Here is a 19,586-nt window from a genome sequence, read left to right on the forward strand (position 1 = left end):
ATGAAGGCAGTCACCTGGCAAGGCACCCACGACATGCGGGTCATCGACGTCCCGGACCCGCGCATCGAAGAGCCGACGGACGCGATCATCAAGGTCACCTCCACCGGCCTCTGCGGCTCCGACCTCCACCTCTACGAGACGCTCGCGCCGTTCATGGAGGCCGGTGACGTCGTCGGTCACGAGCCGATGGGCATCGTCGAGGAGGTCGGCGCGGAGGTCACCAACCTCCAGGTGGGCGACCGCGTCGTGGTGCCGTTCAACGTCTCCTGCGGCTCGTGCTGGATGTGCGACCGGCACCTCTACAGCCAGTGCGAGACCACGCAGAACCACGAGCACGGCACCGGCGCGAGCTTCTTCGGCTACAGCAAGCTCTACGGCCAGGTGCCCGGCGGTCAGGCGGAGTACCTCCGGGTGCCCTTCGCCAACTTCTCACCGGTGAAGGTGCCCCACGAGCACTCCGACGACCGGTTCCTCTTCCTCTCCGACGTCCTGCCGACCGCCTGGCAGGCACTGCAGTACGCCGACGTCCCCGACGGCGGCACACTCCTCGTGCTCGGCGCCGGCCCGATCGGCGACATGACCGCCCGGATGGCCATCAAGGAGGGCTACCGCGTGATCTCGGTCGACCGCGTCCCCGAGCGGCTGGCCAGGGTCGAGGCGTTCGGGGCGGAGCCCCTCGACCTCGACGAGGCCGAGAAGGTCGGCACCATCGCGGAGATCGTCCGCGAGTCGACGGGCGGGCGCGGCCCCGACTCCGTCGTCGACGCGGTCGGCATGGAGGCGCACGGCTCGCCCGCCGCGGCGATGGTGCAGAAGTTCGCCGGTCTGCTGCCCGACGTCGTCGCCGAGCCGTTGATGAAGAACGCCGGCATCGACCGGCTCGCGGCCCTCTACACGGCCATCGACGCCGTCCGTCGCGGTGGCACGGTCTCCATCTCCGGCGTGTACGGCGGCGCGGCCGACCCGATGCCGATGATGCAGCTCTTCGACAAGCAGATCCAGCTCCGGATGGGCCAGGCCAACGTCCGCAGGTGGACCGACGAGCTCCTCGCCAAGCTCGTCGCGGACGACCCGTTCGGGGTCGACGCCTTCGCCACCCACCACCTCCCCCTGGACGAGGCGCCGAACGCCTACGAGCACTTCCAGAAGAAGGAGGAGGGGATGGTCAAGGTGGTCTTCCGGCCCTGAGGCCGCGTCACCCCATCGGGGGCGAGGCCAGGTAGACCGACTTGAGCTCGGTGTACTGCGCGAGCCCCTCGGGCCCGAACTCACGGCCGATCCCGGAGGCCTTGTAGCCGCCGAACGGCGCCGCGAAGTCCATCGTGTAGGTGTTCACCCCGATCGTGCCGGTCCGCACCTGCCGGGCGACGTCGGCGCCGGCCTCGGCGTCAGCGGTCCACACCGTGCCTGCGAGCCCGTACTCGGAGTCGTTCGCGATCCGCACGGCATCGGCCACGTCGTCGTACGCGATGACGGAGAGCACCGGGCCGAAGATCTCCTCCTGCGCGATCCGCATCCGGTTGTCGACGCCGGCGAACACGGTCGGGCGGACGTACCAGCCCGACGACAGGCCGTCCGGCATGCCGAGACCGCCGGTGAGCAGCGACGCGCCCTCCTCCTGACCGAGCGCGATGTACTTCTCCACCCGCTCCTGCTGGCGCCGGGCCACCATCGGGCCGATCTCGGTCGCCTCGTCCATCGGGTCGCCGACCTTCATGCCCGCGACCGCCTCGGCCAGCTGACCGGCGAAGGAGTCGTGCAGGTCGCGGCTGACGAGGATGCGGGTCTGCGCCACGCACGCCTGGCCGGAGTTCATCACGCCGATGAACTTCAGGCCCTCGATCGTCGCCGCCACGTCGGCGTCGTCGAGCACGATCGCGGCCGACTTGCCGCCCAGCTCCAGCGAGCAGCGCTTGAGCTGCTCGCCGCAGATCGCCCCGATCCGCCGCCCTGCCGCGGTCGAGCCGGTGAACGCGACCTTGTCGACGCCGGGGTGGGACACGAGGTGCTCCCCGACCTCGCGGCCGGCCGCCACGATGCTGACGACCCCCTCGGGCACGCCCGCCTCGGTCAGCGCCTCCGCGAGCAGGTAGCAGTCGAGCGGGCTCTCGGGCGCCGGCTTGACGACGACCGTGCAGCCGGCGAGCAGCGCCGGCACCAGCTTGGAGAGCACGGTGAACTGCGGCACGTTCCACGGCGGGATCGCCGCGACCACACCGAGGGGCTCGTGCCGCACGAGTACGTCGGAGCCCAGCGCGCCGGGACGCGTGGCCTCCCACGGGAACTCCCGGGCGATCGCGAGGAACGCCTCGATCTGCATCCACGCCGCCGGTGCCTGCGCGAGGTTGCTGAACGCGATCGGCGAGCCCATCTCGGTCGTGATCACCTCCGCCATCTCGCCGAGCCGCGCGGCGTAGGCGCCGGAGAGCGCCGCGACCACGTCGATCCGCTCGGCCGGAGACATCCGCGGCCACGGCCCCTCATCGAACGCCTTCCGCGCTGCGGCGACCGCCGCGTCGATGTCGGCCACGCTGCCCTCGGGCACGCGCGCGACGACCTCCTCCGAGTGCGGCGAGACCACCTCGAGCACGGAGTCCGTCGCGGGCTTGGTCCAGGCGCCACCGATGTAGAGGGCGTCACGATCGAGGTTGGTCATGGGGTTCCTTTCCGTCAGGCCAGGTCGAACCAGTCGGCGAAGCCGCTGGGGTCGTGCCGTCCGAGGGCGCCGTGCTCGAACAGGCCCCATCCCTCGACGCCGTCGGCCCCCGGGCCGTGGGCGACGGCGTGACCGACGTGGTCGATCACGCCGAACATCACCCTCCCGGCGACGGCGGGATCGTTCATGTCGTAGGTGAGCCGCTCGGTGAAGCCGGCGCCCTTCCAGACCCCGTGGGTCCAGTCGGAGTCGCCGCCGTAGCCGCCTCCGACGTGGATCGGCACCGGCAGCTTGGAGGTCACCTCGAGCACGAGGTCCTTGCCGTCCGGCGTCGTGCAGTGGATCGTCGCGCCGGTCGGCACCCGGGTGCCGGGGGTGTAGCGGACCTCGACGCGCGGCCAGCCGAGCTGCTCGACCCGGCCGTCCTTGAAGACCCGGGTGCAGTCGTTGAGCACGCGGAAGCCGTCCGGCGTCTCCTGGATGATGATCACGACGCAGAAGTCGTCGAAGCGCATCGGCACGTAGAGCCACCACATGCCCTCGAAGGCCGGGTCGGCCGGCTTGCCCGCGGGCGCTGCCTCGCCGACGGGGCGGATCCCCCACGACCGGTCGCGGGAGCCGACCCACCGGTCGGGGGTCACCGGGATGTCTGTGCCGTCGACCGAGATGAGCCCCTCCCACGTGCCGACCTGGGCGAACCGCTGCGCGTCGAGGACCGTCCCCGACCCCTGGCGCATCACGTGCGGCAGCTCCTGGACCACGTCGAAGGAGCCCTCCCAGGTGAGGTCGAGCGCGATGCCCTCGGTCTCCTCCATCACCACGCGCAGCCTGCGCAGGGGCTCGAGGATCTCCACGCGGTAGCCGCCCACCTGCTGCTCCATCCGGTCGCCGCCGCGGGGGTCGGCGGCGTCGCTGAGGTGTACGGCGGTCTGCTCGTCGCCGCGGCGCAGCAGCACGAACGCGTCCTTGGTGCCGAGGTTGGGGTAGAAGCCGAGCCCGGTGATGAGGAAGAGGTCCCCGGTGCGGTCGTGGGCGTTGAGGTAGCAGCGGTCGTAGAAGTTGCGGTCGCTGCTGCCCGCCCACGCCACCGGGCGCGGCAGCTGGTGGATGGGGTACTCGTCGAGGGGGCCGAGGCCGACGTACTCGCCGTGGAGGTTGCTCATCGGGGTCCCCGATCGGTCGTGCGGTGGAGCGACGCGGTGGTGCAGGCTCGAGTGGGGCGGTTCATGCCCCGACCTCGTCGAGGAGCCTCTCGAAGAGAGGCCGGTGGTGCATCACGGACTCCGGGTCCTCCGGCCGCTCGATCTCGCCGAAGTGGACCTGGCGCGAGCTGGTGCGCAGGAAGACGATGCCCCAGATGACCGCCGCGAGGAGCTGGTGCCAGGTGAGGTCGCCGACCTCGACGCCGGACAGCTCCTGGTAGGTCGCCACGACGTCGTCGGCCGTCATGAAGTCGGGCATGCCGGGCAGCCCCAGCATGGTCGCGATCTCCTGGAAGACCGCATGGGCGAAGACCATCCAGGCGAGGTCCATCTCGCGCGGCCCGAGCGTGGCCATCTCCCAGTCGAGGACGGCGACGGGCGCGAAGTCGCGGTACATCACGTTGCCGATCCGCGAGTCGCCCCAGACCAGCACCGGCGGACCCTCGACCGGCAGGTTGGCCTCGAGCCAGGCGAGGCCGCGCTCGATGAGCGGCGAGGGCGGGCTGGCCTCGGTCGTGGAGGTCGCGTAGTCGTACCAGGCCCGGATCTTCGCGACGTTGCGGGCGAGCGGGGTGGGGCCCTCGTGGCCGGTGACCGCGGGGTCGAGGAAGCCGAACCGCTCGGCGGCACCGTCGATGCCGTGCAGCCTCGCCAGCACGGCGACGGTGTTGCGCTGCAGGGCCGCCTGCTCCTCGGGGGCGGCGTCGAAGAGCCAGTTGTCGCCGAAGGTGTAGGGCAGCACGTCGGGAGGCACGGCGCCCTCGAGCCGGTCCATCAGGAAGAACGGCGTCCCCAGCACCTCCCCCGTCGGCTCGTTGAGGCCGACCGCCGGGACCGGGATGCCTGCCAGCTCGCCGGCGAGCCGCATGGCGTCGTACTGGTCCTGGAGCCGGTAGGAGGCGAAGACCGGGAGGTCCTCGGGCGCGGGGGCGACCCGGGCGACGTACTCCTTGGTCGTGCGGGTGCCGTCCCCCTCGCTGTCGGTCGCGGTGATCGCGAGCAGCACGGTCTCGCTCGACATGCCGTTGGTCTGGATGCCCTCGTGCAGCGTGACCTCCGGCTCGGCGCCGGGCGGCAGCACGCTCGCCAGCCACTCCTCGAGCCGCGCGCGCACGGTGGCCGGGTCGCGGCTCGAGCGCTGCAGGGTCATGTCGGCGGGCGGCGTTGCCTGCGTCATCGGTCTTCCCTCCGGTCTCAGGCGCGACCGCAGCCGCGCTGACCCAAACTAGAACACGTTCTAGCGCACTTCAAGAGGCAACGTGGCCCGGTCGTGGCGGACGCAGCGGCTCCCGCACGACTCCGCTTCCGGGATGCCGAGCTAGTGAGCGTGGTCGGCGGGATGCAGCGGCGGGCCGGAGACGCCGCAGTGGCGGCACTCCTCGACGTGGAGACGGGCGCCGTCGACGGTGCCGATGGGCTCGACGCGGGCGGGGCGCCGTACGAACGCGAAGGCGAGGGCGGCGCCCGCCACCAGGAGCGCCGCGGTGATGGTCATCGCGGTGCCGTAGCCGGCGTCGAACGCGGCCGGTTGGGTGTAGTCGTCGCCGGCGATGCCGGCGGCCACGGGGATGGTGGCCACCGCGATCAGGCCGGCCGTGCGGGCGACCGCGTTGTTGACGCCCGAGGCGATGCCGGCGTGGCGGTCGTCGGCGGCGTCGAGCACGGTCGCCGTCAGCGGCGCGACCATCAGCGACAGGCCGGCGCCGAAGAGCACGACGGGCGGGAGCACGTCGACGGCGTACGACGCCCCGGCACCCACGCGCCCCATCCAGATCACTCCGCCGGCGGACAGCAGCGGGCCGAGCGTCATCGGCAGACGGGGCCCGATCCGCTGCGCCAGCGCCCCGGCGCGGGAGGAGAAGAGCAGCATCAGCACCGTGACGGGCAGCATCGCCGAGCCGGCGACCAACGGCGACCAGCCGGCGACCACCTGGAGCTGCAGCACCAGCAGCACGAAGATGACGCCGAGCGCGGCGTAGACGAGGAAGGTCACCGCGTTCGCCGCGCTGAACTGGGTGCTGCGGAAGAGCCCGAGCGGCACGAGCGGGTGGGACGAGCGCCTCTCGACCACCAGGAAGCCGACGAGGCAGGCGATCCCGAGCGCGCCGGCCCACGGCACCGTGCCGCTGAACCCCACGTCGCCCGCACGCGTGAGCGCGAAGGTGAGGGCGCCGAGCCCGGCGGCCGCGAGCACGGTGCCGGCGACGTCGACCCGCGGCAGCGCCGTGGGGTCCCGGCTCTCGGGGACGTGCTTCGCGGCGACGAGCAGGATCGCGACCGCCACCGGCACGTTGACGAGGAAGACCAGGCGCCAGTTCCACTCGACGAGCCAGCCGCCGACCAGGGGCCCGACCGCTGCGGCGATGCCGCCGAGCCCCGACCACGCACCGACGGCTGCGCCCCGGTCGTCGGGGTGGAACGACGCAGCGATGATCGCCAGGCTCCCCGGCGTCAGCAGCGCCCCGCCGATGCCCTGCAGCCCGCGGGCCGCGATCAGCAGCCCGGTCGTCGGGGCGAGGCCGCACAGCAGCGAGGCGACCGCGAACCACACCACCCCGATGAGGAACACCCGCTTGCGCCCGAACCGGTCACCGAGCGAGCCGCCCAGCAGGATCAGCGCGGCCAGCGTCAGCGTGTAGGCGTTGATCGTCCACTGCAGCCCCGCGAAGCCGGCGTCGAGGTCCTCGCCGATCCGACCCAGCGCGACGTTGACGACCGTCGCGTCGAGCATGGCCAGGCCGGAGCCGAGCACCGTCGTGAGCAGCACCCACCGACCCCGGGCGCTGCCCATCCGCAGCAGCGCCTCGTCGGCAGGCGCGGCCGTCATTCGGCGACGACCTCGATCCTCTGGAACTCCTTGAGGTCCGTGTAGCCGGTCGTGGCCATCGACCGCTTGAGCGCTCCGACCAGGTTCATGGTGCCGTCGGCGACCACGCTCGGGCCGAAGAGGATCTCCTCGATCGTCCCGATCTGCTCGAACTGCACCCGCTGGCCCCGGGGCAGGGCCTGGTGGTGCGCCTCGGCGCCCCAGTGGAACCCGCGGCCCGGAGCGTCGGTCGCCCGGGCGAAGGGGGACCCGACCATGACGGCGTCGGCGCCGCAGGCGATGGCCTTCGCGAGGTCGCCCGAACGGCCGATCGAGCCGTCGGCGATGACGTGGACGTAGCGGCCACCGGACTCGTCGAGGTAGTCACGCCGGGCGGCAGCGACGTCGGCGACCGCGGACGCCATGGGTACGGCGACACCCAGCACCGTGCGCGTGGTGTGCGCCGCTCCCCCGCCGAAGCCCACGAGCACGCCGGCGGCGCCGGTGCGCATCAGGTGCAGCGCGGCCTGGTGCGTCGCACAGCCACCGACGATGACAGGCACGTCGAGCTCGTAGATGAACTCCTTGAGGTTCAGCGGCTCGGCCTGGCTGCTCACGTGCTCGGCGGAGACCGTCGTGCCGCGGATGACGAAGAGGTCGACGCCGGCGTCCGTGACGACCTTCGCGAACTCCTTGGTGCGCTGGGGCGAGAGCGAGCCCGCGACGGTCACGCCGGCCTCGCGCACCTGGCGCAGCCGCTCGGTGATGAGCTCGGGCTTGATCGGCTCGGTGTAGATCTCCTGGAGCCGGCGGGTCGCGGCGTCGCCCTGCAGGCCGGCGACCTCCTCCAGCAGCGCCTCCGGGTCGGCGTAGCGGGTCCAGATGCCCTCCAGGTTGAGGACGCCCAGGCCGCCGTACTGACCGAAGGCGATCGCCGTCGCCGGCGACATCACGGAGTCCATCGGCGCGGCGAGGATCGGCAGCGAGAAGCGATAGGCGTCGATCTGCCAGTCGACGCTGACCTCCTCGGGGTCGCGGGTGCGCCGGGAGGGCACGATCGCGATGTCGTCGAAGGAGTACGCGCGGCGGGCCCGCTTGGCCCGCCCGATCTCGATGTCGGTCACCGGCTGATTCTAGGGGGTCGGCGGCGCCGACCCCGCGCCGCCGTGACCCGCGGCGCCGGACCGTCGTTGAGCGCTCGTACGCGGCGCGGTCCTGCGCCCTGGGGAGGCGTCCAGCGAGCGAGGAGTCCTCCGTGGCCACACCCACCCTCCGCACCCGGGCCCTGGTCCTCGGCACCGCGATCGCGCTGGTGCTCCTCGGCGCCGCCGCACTGGCCCCGCCGAGCGCGCAGGGCGCCGACCCCTTCTCGGCGCACGGCAGCGCCCGGCAGGTGTACGCCGTCGGGCTGCCCGCCGGCGCGAGCGCCACGCTGCTCGACGGCGCCGGTCAGGAGGTCGCGACCCAGGACGCCGACTCGCTCGGCGGCCTGCTGTTCCGGGAGGTGGCACCGGGCGCCGGCTACCGGGTGCGCGAGGACGCGACCGGCGCGACGTCCGGGCCGGTCACCGTCCACTCCGAGGCGGCAGCACCCTGGGACCCGAGCATCTACGACCAGTCGATCCCCCAGGACGGCTACTCCTACCTGACCACGCGCGACGGCACCCAGCTGGCGCTCACGGTGCACCCGCCGACCCACCCGGCCGGCATCGGCGGGCTGCCCGAGGGCTTCCCGGTGCCGAACGGACCCGACTACCTGCCGCCGTACCCGACCCTGATCGAGTACTCCGGCTACGGCTACGCCGCCCCCGACGCACCCGTCAGCGGCATCGCCGCGCTCGCCAACCTGATGGGCTTCGCCGTCGTCGACGTGAGCATGCGCGGCACCGGCTGCTCCGGTGGCGCGTTCGACTTCTTCGAGCCGTTGCAGAACCTCGACGGCTACGACGTCATCGAGACGATCGCCCGCCAGCCGTGGGTGAAGGGCGGCAAGGTCGGCATGATGGGCATCTCGTACGGCGGCATCAGCCAGCTGTTCACCGCCCAGCTCCGCCCGCCGCACCTCGCGGCGATCTCACCGCTGTCGGTGCTCGACGCGACCGCGACCACCCTCTACCCCGGCGGCATCCGCAACGACGGCTTCGCCGTGGCCTGGGCCAAGGAGCGTCAGGAGCAGGCCCAGCCCGCCGGCGTCGGGGCGACCGGCACCCAGCCCTATGCCGAGCAGCGGGTCGCCGAGGGCGACGCCACCTGCATCGCGAACCAGGCGCTGCACGGCGAGGCGGCCGACCTGATGACGAAGATCCAGCAGAACGCGCACTACGTGCCCGAGGTGGCCGACCCGCTCGACCCGATCACGTTCGTGCACAAGATCAACGTGCCGACGTTCATGGCCTGCCAGTGGGAGGACGAGCAGACCGGCGGCCACTGCCCGGCCCTGGTGCGCCACTTCACGGGCACGTCGAAGAAGTGGTTCACCTTCACCAACGGAGCGCACATCGACTCTCTCGACCCGACGACACTCAATCGCTGGTACGACTTCCTCGAGCTCTACGTCGCCCACCAGCCGCCCGCCCTCAACCAGGCGGTGATCCGGGCCGCCGCGCCGCTGATCTACCAGGAGGCGATGGGCGTCCCACTGACCGACCTGGTCACCCTGCCGCTCGACCCCATCCAGGCGCGGCTGACCTACGCGGGCGCCCTGGCGGCCTTCGAGAAGCTGCCGGCGGTGCGCGTGCTCTTCGACAACGGCGCGGGCCCCTCCCCGATCGGCATCCACTCCGCCGGTGACCCCTACCCGGCGTACGAGCGGTCGTTCTCCACCCTGCCCGTGCCCGGCACCGAGGCGCGCTCCTGGTACCTCGGCGCGAACGGCGCCCTGGCCTCGAGCCCGCCGGCGAGGCCACAGTTCGTGCGCTACACCTCCGACGCCGACGCCCTGCCGCGGAACGACTACACGGGCAACACCGGCACCGGCGGCCTGTGGGGCAACGCCTCGCAGTGGAGCTGGGACTGGAAGCAGAACCCGCCCGGCACGGCCATCTCCTACCTGTCCGCGCCGCTGACCCAGGACCTGACCACCGTGGGCGCCGGATCTGTGCAGCTGTGGGTGCGCTCGTCCACGCCCGACGTCGACCTGCAGGCGACGGTCAGCGAGGTCAGCAACGGCCACGAGACCTTCGTCCAGAACGGGTGGCTGCGCGCCAGCGAGCGCAAGCTCGCGACCACGTCGGACAACATCTTCAAGCAGCCGAGCACCCTGCTGCAGCCGATCCCGACGATGCTCGCCAGCGACGTCGAGCCGATGCCGCAGGACACCTACACCCGCGTCACGATCCCGCTCTACTTCCAGGGCCACGCCTACCGGAAGGGCACGCAGATCAGGATCACGATCTCCGCGCCCAACGGCACTCAGCCCATCTGGTCGTTCGACGAGACGGAGCCCGCCGGCACCACGGCCGACGTGCACGTCACCTCGTCGCGGCAGATGCGCTCGCGCTTGGTGCTCCCGGTCGTGCCCGGGGTGACCATCGGGTCGCGCCAGCCACCGTGCCCGAGTCTGCGCAACGAGCCCTGCCGACCGGCCGTGCCGTTCACCAACGAGACGGCGACCGAGTAGGCCGTCGCCTCAGCCGATGTCGAACAGGTTGCGCTGGCCGGCCTTGTAGAGCTGCTTGTCGACCAGCTTGAGCGCCTCCCACTCCTTGGGGCGGTAGAGCGAGTAGATCGCCGCCGGCGTGCCGCCGACCCCCGACTCCTCGAGGATCGCGTTGGCCGCCTGGCGGCCCGACTCGTTGGCGCCCTCCATCGTCGCGAGGTCGACGTGGGTGCGGCAGAAGTCGCCGGCCATGAAGAGGTTGGGGATCTTGGTGCGCGCGGTCGGCCGCAGCTCCCAGGAGCCCACGGTGTTGATCAGCAAGGGCTCGTCGTTGGAGTTGCGCTTGCTGACCGGGTCGTACTTGATGCCCGGGTCGAGGTGCCAGGAGTGGAGCACGTCGTCGGGCAGCACCGACTTCCCGGTGTCCTCCAGCGACGCCTTCATCTGGGCCCAGACCTCGGCCTCCACCTCGGCGCGGGTGCACCGGTTGGCCGGCTTGCCGTAGAGGATGCCGGGCACGGTCCAGTCGGAGATGTCGACCGACAGGCAGTCGACGACCGACCCGTCGCCGTACGTCCGGGCGAAGTCGTTGGTCCAGTGGCTCGCCTGGAGGATGCCGGTCAGCGACCACGGCGAGTCCATGAAGGCGATGTGGCCGGGCGTGATGTCGACCGGGCGCCGCAGGTAGAACTGGATGCCGTTCATCCAGTCGGTGACCAGGTTGCGCAGGCCCTCGAGGCTGCCGTCGGCACGCAGGACGGCCGGCGTCAGGAACTTCGTGAACCGCTCCACGGGCATGGCGGAGACGAACCAGTCGGCATCGATCGTGGTCGGGCCGGCCGGCGTGCTCGCACGGGCGCTCACCACGCGACCGCCCGACATCGTCAGCCCCGTGATCAGGCTGCCGGTCACGAAGCGCACGCCCTTGCTGCGCAGCAGGTCGACCCACGGGTCGATCCAGACCTCGTTGGTGGGGCCGTTCAGCACCTGGTCGGCGGGCCGGCCGTTGGTGCCGAGGCCGGCGAAGGAGTAGAGGAACGCCTCCGCCATGTTGCCGATCGTGCGGGTGCTGGCGATCTCCTCCTTGGCCGCCACCAGGGCACGGGTGAGGCCTCGGGCGGCGACGGTCTGGTACTCCGCGTCGCGCTTGGCGGCCCGGACGAAGTCCCACCAGGACGTGTTCTCCCACTGCCCGAACCGGCGCTCGTCGCAACTGGAGAGGAAGACGATGAGCCGGGTCGCGAAGTAGGCGGCGTCGGTCGGCTTGATCATGGACCCGCCGACGAGCTCGTCGACGATGAGGCGGCGCAGGGCGTCGGGCGTGCCGAGCTGGCGCGGGTCGGGGATGAGCCCGAAGAGGTTCTGGTCGTCGCGGCCGCCCGAACGGGGGAAGAGCGGCATGCCGGCACCGACGAGGTTGTCGAAGACGCCGTTGGCGTTGGTGCCGAACGGGATCCGGGCCATCGTGTCGGGGATGTGGCTGTAGAAGCCCGGGAAGAACCGGAACCCGTGCTCGCCCGGCAGGTCGCGGCGGCCACCGGTCGCGGTGCCGGCCACGGGGATGCTGCGGGCCTTGCCGCCGAGCGACTTGCGCTCGTAGACCGTCACCTGGAAGCCGCGGTCGACGAGCTCGTGGGCGGCGGCGAGCCCCGCCATGCCACCGCCGAGCACCGCGACCCGCTTGCGGGTGACGGCCAGCGCCGGCGAGAGCGGACCGGTGGCGAGCGCGGCCGCCGCGGCCATGCCGGTGCCCTGCAGCACCGTCCGTCGTGACAGGGACCCCATGTCTCCACCTCTCTTAACCGACACCTGTGTCGGTTAACGAGGAGTCTGGCGCAAAGGTCACGCGGTTGACAAGACCCCCGCCGGTGGGTTCGGTAGGCCGGTGCCTGCCGAGCCCACCGATACTGCCGAGCGCGCGCCGCGCCGCCGACTGCGCGGTCCCGAGCGACGCACCCGGATCGAGGCGGCGGCCGTGACGGCCTTCGCGCTCCGGGGGTACGACGCCACCTCGCTCGGCGAGATCGCGACCGCCGCCGGGGTGACCCGCACGGTGATGTACGACCACTTCCCCGACAAGCGCGCGCTCTACCTGCACGTCCTCGCCAGCCAGCAGGAGCTGATGCTCGACGAGATCGCCGGCGGCATCACCAGCGAGGGCGAGCCGCGCGACCGGGTGCGCGCCACCTTCGCGGCCTACCTGCGGTTCACCCGCGACCACCCGGCCACGCGGCGACTGCTCCTCGACCCGATCCCGTCGGGAGACAGCGAGCTCGACGAGGTGGTGCACACCTACCTGCAGGCCCGGGCCGACGCGATCGGCGCCCTGATCTCGGCCGACCTCGCTCGCGCCGGCGTCGACCTCGGCTCGGTCAGCCTGCCGGTGATGGTGGCCGCCGTCAGCGGCGCCGCGGACGGCCTGGCGCAGTGGTGGGCACTGCACCCCCGCACTCCCCTGGCTGCCGTGGCCGATGCCGCGACCCGATTGCTCTGGAACGGCCTTCCCCGCGCCGGCGAGCCCTAGGCTCGCTCCATGGCGCACCTGCCTGACCACCTGGCGCCGCTCGTCTCCGGCAAGCCCCACCTCGACATCGTCGGCATCGCCGATCCGTGGATCGTCCCCGACGGCTGGCTCGAGCAGACCCAGCAGCAGGTCCGCACGCTCGTCGAGGGCTACCGCCCCGCCTGGGACACCGGCGGCCAGGGCTCCGACTGGCACCCCGACGCACCGACCGGCATCTTCTTGACCTGGGCGATGCTGAGCTACCTCCCGAGCGCGCTGCCGGTCTGGGCCGGCAGCTACCCGTTCCTCGGCGACACGCTCCTCAAGCCCTGGCTGCCCGACGACTACGCCACCCCGACCGGAAGGTTCAGCGCGTTCACCAACGGCACCGACCTGTGGTTCCTCAACGTGGTCAAGCGCTCGATGGCCACCCAGGACACCGCGGCCGTCGGGGAGGCGCTCGCCTTCACCCGCGACGTGGCCCTGCTCCTCGCCGACGTGCCGGTCTTCGGACAGCGCCCGGTCACACTGGCCGCGGTGATCGACCGCATCCTCGCCGACCCGGCGCTCCTCGAGGCCCACCTGCGCTACCCGACCGCCGTCGCCGCCTGGCGCGGGCTCCTCGACGCCGAGGACCTCGCCCAGTGGCCCGAGGCGGAGGGCTGGCGCGGACAGCTGTCCTGGGCGCTCGACGGGTACGACGCCGCGCACACCCGGCTCTGCGCGGCGCTCGGCGCGGACCTCGGCACGGCCGACGACGCGATCGCCGCGATGGCGGCCTGCAACGGCGTCACCCTCCCCGAGGCCTTCGTCGTCGCAGCCGGCGAGGAGCGTGCGGGTGCCGTGGCCGCCCGGCTCGACGAGCTGACGAGGGACCACTTCGACGCGCCGACCTGGCAGCGCCGCAACCGGGCCTGGCTGCGACGCGGGCTGCGCGCCGGCGAGCCCGACGCGACCCGGCTCTGGGTGGCCACGGGCTACCAGGTCTCCTACCTCTGCGCGTGGCTCTCGGACGCGAGCAAGGGCTCCGGGTGCCCCGACCTGCTCGGCTTCGTCACCGACGTCGAGGAGCTCTTCGACCCGATGGACCGGATCCGCAACACCCAGGGCGAGCGCCTCGCCTCCCTGCCACCGGTCGCCGACGTCGCCGCCGCCCCATCGGGCGGCGGCGCGACCGGGAGCGCGGTCGGCGGGGGCGTCGTCGTACCGCCGGGCGGGGGCGACCCCATGGCCGACCTCGACCGCCTTATCGGGCTGACCGCCGCGAAGCAGCAGGTGCGCGGGCTGGTCGCCGAGCGCAAGGCGGAGGCACTGCGCCGGGAGGCCGGGATGCCGGCCGCGGAGCGGTCGCACCACCTGGTCTTCGTCGGCAACCCCGGCACCGCGAAGACGACGGTGGCGCGGATCATCGCGCGGATCTACCACGACCTCAGGGTGCTGAGCGAGGGCCACCTCGTGGAGGTCGGGCGCGCCGACCTGATCGCGGAGTACATCGGCCAGACGGCGCCCAAGGTCACCGAGGTCGTCGACCGGGCGACCGGCGGCGTGCTGTTCGTCGACGAGGCCTACTCGCTCGTGCCGCGCGACAGCGGCCGCGACTTCGGGCACGAGGCGATCGCCACGCTGCTGAAGCTGATGGAGGACCGCCGCGACGACCTCGTCGTCGTGGCGGCCGGGTACCCCGCGGAGATGGCGGCCTTCCTCGACTCCAACCCCGGTCTGCGCTCGCGCTTCCCCACGACGATCTCGTTCCCCGACTACGACACCGCCGAGCTGGTGCGGATCTTCGCACTGCTGGTGGACACCGCCGGGTTCACACCGGGCCCCGGCCTGTACGACGCCTTCGGCGCGCTCGTGCCCTCGCCGCGGCCGGTCGGCTTCGGCAACGGCCGGTGGGCGCGCAACGTGTTCGAGGACGCGGCGACCCGGCAGGCCCTGCGGATCACGGCCGTCGGCGCGACACCATCAGCGGACGACGTACGCACGCTGCTCGTCGCGGACCTCCCGCCTGCTCCCCCGTCGGCCCCGACGACCGGGACGGGCGTCTACCTCTGACGCGCGATCTGCCTGGTCAGTGCTGTGAGACGGGACTTTCGGAGCATTTCCGCGTGCGATGCGGGGCGCTGGGTATTGCGGGGTCGGTCCACTCGTCGAGTCGGATCTCGGGCGGCGTTGGCGACGGATCACCTCGCTCCCTCCCGAGAAGGAACATCCACGATGAAGAAGCAGATCCTCGCTGCCGTCATGGTCATGGGGACCATGGCAGCTCCCACCGTCGTCGACCTCGCGCCGGCCGACGCCGCGTTCACCGCCAAGCCCAAGGGGCGTATCGTCACCCCGCGCAACGCCGACGTGATCGCCTCCTGCAAGTTCCAGGTCAACCGGGTCGCGCAGGGCAGCGTGTACTTCACCTTGACCGCGAACGCCCGCCCGGCCGACCTCGACGGCTACCGCGCGAACGCCTACACCCAGGTCAGCTGCTACCTGCTGCCCGCCAGGGACACCGACCCGCACGACGCCTACTTCTGGGTCAACCCGTCCGTCAGCGGCGCGACCCTGGCGCCGCAGAGCTCCAGCGGCGCGGTCGGGTACGCCGATTCGTACACGCTGTGCGGCCAGGGCATGGTCAAGCTCAAGAACGGCGACTCGTCCTTCACGCCATACGTCTGCCAGTAGACCGCTGTTCGACGTCCGGCCCCGCGGCCTTCGACGGTCGCGGGGTCGGACGGCAGCAGCGCGGGGCGCGCGGTCAGCCCTGGTGGTAGTTGGGCGCCTCGACGGTCATCTGCACGTCATGGGGGTGGCTCTCCTTGAGCGACGCGGAGGTGATCCGGATGAACCGGCCCTTCTCCTGCAGCTCGGGGATCGTCTGCGCCCCGACGTAGAACATCGACTGGTTGAGACCGCCGAGCAGCTGGTGGGCGACCGCGGACAACGGGCCTCGGTAGGCGACCTGTCCCTCCACGCCCTCGGGCACGATCTTGTCGTCGCTGGTGACCTCGGCCTGGAAGTAGCGGTCCTTGGAGTAGGACTTCTTGCCGCGCGACGACATCGCGCCCAGTGAGCCCATGCCGCGGTAGGCCTTGAACTGCTTGCCCTGCACGAAGATCACCTCGCCCGGCGACTCCTCGCAGCCCGCGAGCATGGAGCCGATCATCACGGACTCGGCGCCCGCGACGATGGCCTTCGCGATGTCGCCGGACTGCTGCAGGCCGCCGTCCGCGATGACGGGTACGCCGGCCGGCTTGGCCGCGAGCGAGGCCTCGTAGACCGCGGTCACCTGCGGGACGCCGCAGCCGGTGACGACGCGGGTGGTGCAGATCGAGCCCGGGCCGAAGCCGACCTTGACCGCGTCGGCCCCCGCGTCGACGAACGCCTGAGCGCCCTCCCGGGTCGCGACGTTGCCGCCGATCACCTGCACGTGCCGGGTGGCCGGGTCGGTCTTGAGGCGGCGGACCATGTCGAGCAGCAGGGTGACGTGGCCGTGCGCGGTGTCGGCGACCAGCACGTCGACGCCGGCCTCGACGAGGCTGGTCGCCCGCTCCCACGCGTCGCCGAAGTAGCCGATCGCGGCGCCGACCATCAGGCGCCCCTGGCCGTCCTTCGAAGCGTCGGGGAACTGCTCGGACTTCACGAAGTCCTTCACGGTGATGAGCCCGCCGAGGCGGCCCTGCGCGTCGATCAGCGGCAACCGCTCACGCTTGTGCTTGCGCAGCAGCGTGGTGGCCTCCTCGCGGCTGATGCCGACGTCGCCGGTGACCAGCGGCATCGGGGTCATCACCTCGTCGACCTTCGTGGTCGCCCACTCGGCGACGGGCGTGAACCGCAGGTCGCGGTTGGTGCAGATGCCGAGGAGCCGGTTGTCGGCGTCGACGACGGGGAGGCCGGAGACCCGGTACTCGCCGCAGATCCGGTCGAGCTCCTCCAGCGTCGCGTCGGGACCGATCGTCACGGGGTTGGAGATGATGCCGGTCTGCGTGCGCTTGACCAGGTCGACCTGGTAGGCCTGCTCCTCGGCCGACAGGTTGCGGTGGAGGATCCCGATGCCGCCCTGGCGTGCCATCGCGATCGCCATCCGCGACTCGGTGACGGTGTCCATCGCCGCGCTGACCAGCGGCGCCTTGATGCTGATCTCCCGCGTGAGGCGCGTGGTGAGGTCGATCTGGTCGGGCGCCAGGTCGGAATGACCCGGCAGCAGCAGCACGTCGTCGTACGTCAGACCCAGGGACGCGAACTTGTCAGGGACCTCCATGACGGAATCCTACGCGGCGCCTGAGCCTCCCCACGAACCGGGGAGCGCCGCTCGCGGCCGGTCCGCGGGCCGATCTGGCGCCCGCGCGCGCTGTAACTCAGTGTTCGTCTCGCTCCCACGGAGAAGCGGCCACTCCCTCTGCGCTGCGACCGGTCATACCGCCCCGGGAGCGCGCCGAACACCGAGGTGGTGCCTGGTGACCACGGATCCGAACGACCGATCACCCTCGCGGTCCTTGCGCCGATCAGTCAGGCTGGGGCGGTGACCAACGACCTCCCCCCGCACGTGCTGGTCCTCTTCGGCGCGACCGGTGACCTCGCCTCCCGGAAGCTCTTCCCCGGTCTCTACCGGTTGGCTCAGGACGGCCGCCTGCCGGAGCACCTCGCCGTGATCGGCAGCGGGCGCCGCTCGCCGGGGACCGACGAGGAGTTCCGCGACCACGTCCGCGAGGCGCTCGAGAAGTTCGTGGGCGAGGTCGACGAGGAGCTCGCCGGGCCGCTGTTGGAGCGGATCACGTTCGTGACCTCCTCCGCCGACGACGGCAAGGACCTGGCGCAGGCGGTGCGGGACGCGGAGGACAAGATCCTGGAGGAGGCGGGCTGCCTGTTGGGCGACGTACGACGGCTGCTCTACCTCTCCGTGCCGCCCTCCGCCGTCGAGAGCATGGTCGGCATGCTCGCCGAGGAGGACCTGGTCGACCGGTCGCGGCTCGTCGCGGAGAAGCCGTTCGGCACCGACCTCGCGTCGGCGCGCGCGCTCGACGCGGTGCTGCGCGACGCCTTCGAGGAGGGTCAGATCTTCCGGATCGACCACTTCCTCGGCAAGGAGGCGGTGCAGAACATCCTCGCGCTGCGCTTCGCCAACGGGCTCTTCGAGCCGGCGTGGAACAGGCACACCATCGAGTCGGTGCAGATCGACGTGCCGGAGAAGCTGACGGTCGAGGGACGCGGCAGCTTCTACGAGGGCACCGGCTGCCTGCGCGACATGGTCACCACGCACCTGTGTCAGCTGCTGGGGTTCGTCGCGCTGGAGGACCCGCACGCCTACCGGGAGTCCGCGATCCGCGCCGCGAAGGCCGCCGTCTTCGGCGCGGTCAGGGTGCTCGACCCGGACCGTGTCGTCTTCGGGCAGTACGACGGCTACCGCGACGAGCCCGACGTCGCCGACGACTCCGACGTGGAGACGTTCGTGGCGATCGAGGTCTGGATCGACAACGACCGTTGGCGCGACGTGCCGTTCTACCTGCGCACCGGCAAGGCGCTGGCCGAGGGGCGGCGCACGATCACGATCCGATTCCACGACCCGCGTCACCGCTGGCTCAAGCCGGAGGACGGCGGCACGCCGGCGCCCAACGAGCTCGTCATCGAGCTCGCCGACGACCCGCGGATCGCCATCGACGTCCGCGCCAAGCGACCGGGCCCCGACATGGCGCTCGTGGAAGGCGTCTTCCGGCTCGACCTGGTCGGCGACGCTCCCGGGTCGGACCCGCTCGAGGCCTACGAGCGCCTGCTCCTCGACGTGATGCGCGGCGACCGCACGCTCTTCATCAGCTCGGGCGAGGTCGAGCGGCTGTGGGAGATCTGCCAGCCCGTGCTCGACCGCCGGCCCGAGACGCAGCCCTACGAGCAGGGCTCGTGGGGACCGCAGGACGCGGTCGACCTCCCGCTGGGCGGCTGGCGACTCGGCAACCACCCACCCGACAGGTCGTTCAAGAGCTGAGGTCGACCGCGACGAGCTGGCCATTGCGACCCGGCGTCGGTCCGCCGGTCCACAGGTTCGTCGCGACGTAGAGCGTGTCCCCGTCGAGCGCGCACGAGAAGGCGCCCCGGTCCAGGCCGATCGTCCGGACGAGCTCCCCGCCCTCGGCGACCAGGGTGCAGGACTCGTGCGGCACGTCGGCGTACCAGATCCTCCCGGCCGGGTCCACGCAGATGCCGTCGGGCACGCCCTCGCCGAGGTCGGCCCACGTGCGGCCCTCCCCCAGCGACCCGTCGGCGCCGATGGGGAAGGCGGTCAGCCGGCTCCCGTAGGACTCCGCGACGACGAGCTCGTCCCCGATCACCGCGAGGCCGTTCGGGAACATCACGCCGCCGGCGACCCGCTCGGCACGGCCGTCGGGCGTGACGACGGCGATGAACCCCGGCCGCGGCTCACCGCCGGGGAACTCGAAGTCCACGTTGCCGACGTAGACGAAGCCGTCCTTGGTGACCGTGACGTCGTTAAAGCCGTGCTCGGACAGGTGCGCCAGGTCGGCGTACGTCGCGAAGACACCGTCGGTCTCCTGCACCAGCAGCTCGCGACCGTGCACGACGACCAGCCGCCCGTCGGGGAGGAAGTCGATGCACATCGGGAACGCGCTGCCCCTGGCGACGACCTCGGAGCCGCCGCTCACGAGGGCGTGGACCTCACCGGCACCCCAGTCGGAGACGTAGACGCGGCCGTCGCGGCACCGGGGCGACTCGGGGAAGGCGAGGTCGGAGAGGACGACGTCGATCTTGCTCATGGTGCTGGAGACCGCCGCGGTCACCCGGACTCATCGGCCCCACGTCGACAGCGGCTCCTAGCCACA

At 71.8% G+C, this 19,586-nt stretch carries 14 protein-coding genes; 6 read left to right on the top strand and 8 right to left on the bottom strand.

Annotation, left to right across the window (positions count from 1 at the left end; genetic code table 11):
• The gene (locus ACAX67_RS12325) at positions 1-1,188 is read left to right on the top strand and encodes a zinc-dependent alcohol dehydrogenase (RefSeq protein ID WP_370704139.1); all 1,188 of its coding nucleotides are present in this window, start codon (positions 1-3) and stop codon (positions 1,186-1,188) included.
• Positions 1,189-1,195: 7 nt separating this feature from the next.
• On the opposite strand, the gene ACAX67_RS12330 is transcribed toward ACAX67_RS12325, so the two are convergent.
• The 5 genes from ACAX67_RS12330 to ACAX67_RS12350 all read right to left on the bottom strand — a co-directional run bounded on the left by ACAX67_RS12330 (position 1,196) and on the right by ACAX67_RS12350 (position 7,788).
• Complete coding sequence (locus tag ACAX67_RS12330) at positions 1,196-2,656, bottom strand: aldehyde dehydrogenase (RefSeq protein ID WP_370704140.1); 1,461 nt, start codon at positions 2,654-2,656, stop codon at positions 1,196-1,198.
• 14 nt (positions 2,657-2,670) lie between these two features.
• The gene (locus ACAX67_RS12335; protein WP_370704141.1) at positions 2,671-3,819 is read right to left on the bottom strand and encodes an Rv3169 family protein; all 1,149 of its coding nucleotides are present in this window, start codon (positions 3,817-3,819) and stop codon (positions 2,671-2,673) included.
• A gap of 61 nt (positions 3,820-3,880) precedes the next feature.
• Complete coding sequence (locus tag ACAX67_RS12340) at positions 3,881-5,035, bottom strand: phosphotransferase family protein (RefSeq protein WP_370704142.1); 1,155 nt, start codon at positions 5,033-5,035, stop codon at positions 3,881-3,883.
• Positions 5,036-5,176: 141 nt separating this feature from the next.
• A complete protein-coding gene (locus ACAX67_RS12345) occupies positions 5,177-6,685 on the bottom strand; it encodes an MFS transporter (RefSeq protein WP_370704143.1) in 1,509 nt (502 codons plus the stop codon).
• Positions 6,682-7,788: a GuaB3 family IMP dehydrogenase-related protein gene (locus ACAX67_RS12350; protein WP_370704144.1), complete on the bottom strand. Its 1,107-nt coding sequence runs from the start codon at positions 7,786-7,788 to the stop codon at positions 6,682-6,684. The genes ACAX67_RS12345 and ACAX67_RS12350 overlap by 4 nt, the downstream gene beginning before the upstream one ends.
• Positions 7,789-7,919: 131 nt before the next feature.
• Here ACAX67_RS12350 and ACAX67_RS12355 point away from each other — a divergent pair, with 131 nt between their 5' ends.
• The gene (locus tag ACAX67_RS12355; protein ID WP_370704145.1) at positions 7,920-10,283 is read left to right on the top strand and encodes a CocE/NonD family hydrolase; all 2,364 of its coding nucleotides are present in this window, start codon (positions 7,920-7,922) and stop codon (positions 10,281-10,283) included.
• A 9-nt stretch (positions 10,284-10,292) separates the two neighbouring features.
• Here ACAX67_RS12355 and ACAX67_RS12360 read toward each other — a convergent pair whose 3' ends face one another.
• Positions 10,293-12,047, bottom strand: coding sequence for a hydroxysqualene dehydroxylase (locus ACAX67_RS12360; RefSeq protein WP_370704146.1), 1,755 nt, complete (start codon positions 12,045-12,047; stop codon positions 10,293-10,295).
• Positions 12,048-12,147: 100 nt separating this feature from the next.
• Between ACAX67_RS12360 and ACAX67_RS12365 the strand changes: the two genes are divergently transcribed.
• The 3 genes from ACAX67_RS12365 to ACAX67_RS12375 all read left to right on the top strand — a co-directional run bounded on the left by ACAX67_RS12365 (position 12,148) and on the right by ACAX67_RS12375 (position 15,441).
• Positions 12,148-12,786 (top strand): TetR/AcrR family transcriptional regulator, encoded by a 639-nt coding sequence (locus tag ACAX67_RS12365; RefSeq protein ID WP_370704147.1) that lies wholly within the window; start codon positions 12,148-12,150, stop codon positions 12,784-12,786.
• A 9-nt stretch (positions 12,787-12,795) separates the two neighbouring features.
• A complete protein-coding gene (locus ACAX67_RS12370) occupies positions 12,796-14,820 on the top strand; it encodes an AAA family ATPase (protein WP_370704148.1) in 2,025 nt (674 codons plus the stop codon).
• A 162-nt stretch (positions 14,821-14,982) separates the two neighbouring features.
• Entirely contained in the window at positions 14,983-15,441 is a 459-nt protein-coding gene (locus ACAX67_RS12375) for a hypothetical protein (protein WP_370704149.1), read from the top strand.
• Positions 15,442-15,514: 73 nt separating this feature from the next.
• Here ACAX67_RS12375 and guaB read toward each other — a convergent pair whose 3' ends face one another.
• Positions 15,515-17,017 (bottom strand): IMP dehydrogenase, encoded by a 1,503-nt coding sequence (guaB, locus tag ACAX67_RS12380; RefSeq protein WP_370704150.1) that lies wholly within the window; start codon positions 17,015-17,017, stop codon positions 15,515-15,517.
• Between the two features lie 261 nt (positions 17,018-17,278).
• On the opposite strand from guaB, the gene zwf reads away from it, so the two are divergent.
• Positions 17,279-18,736, top strand: a complete 1,458-nt coding sequence (zwf, locus tag ACAX67_RS12385) for a glucose-6-phosphate dehydrogenase (protein ID WP_370704151.1) — start codon at positions 17,279-17,281, stop codon at positions 18,734-18,736.
• Here the strand turns inward: zwf and ACAX67_RS12390 are convergent.
• Positions 18,726-19,544, bottom strand: coding sequence for an SMP-30/gluconolactonase/LRE family protein (locus ACAX67_RS12390; RefSeq protein WP_370704152.1), 819 nt, complete (start codon positions 19,542-19,544; stop codon positions 18,726-18,728). The genes zwf and ACAX67_RS12390 overlap by 11 nt on opposite strands.
• Positions 19,545-19,586: the final 42 nt, after the last annotated feature.

The sequence above is a fragment of the Nocardioides candidus genome, from assembly GCF_041321175.1.
Classification (GTDB): Bacteria; Actinomycetota; Actinomycetes; order Propionibacteriales; family Nocardioidaceae; genus Nocardioides.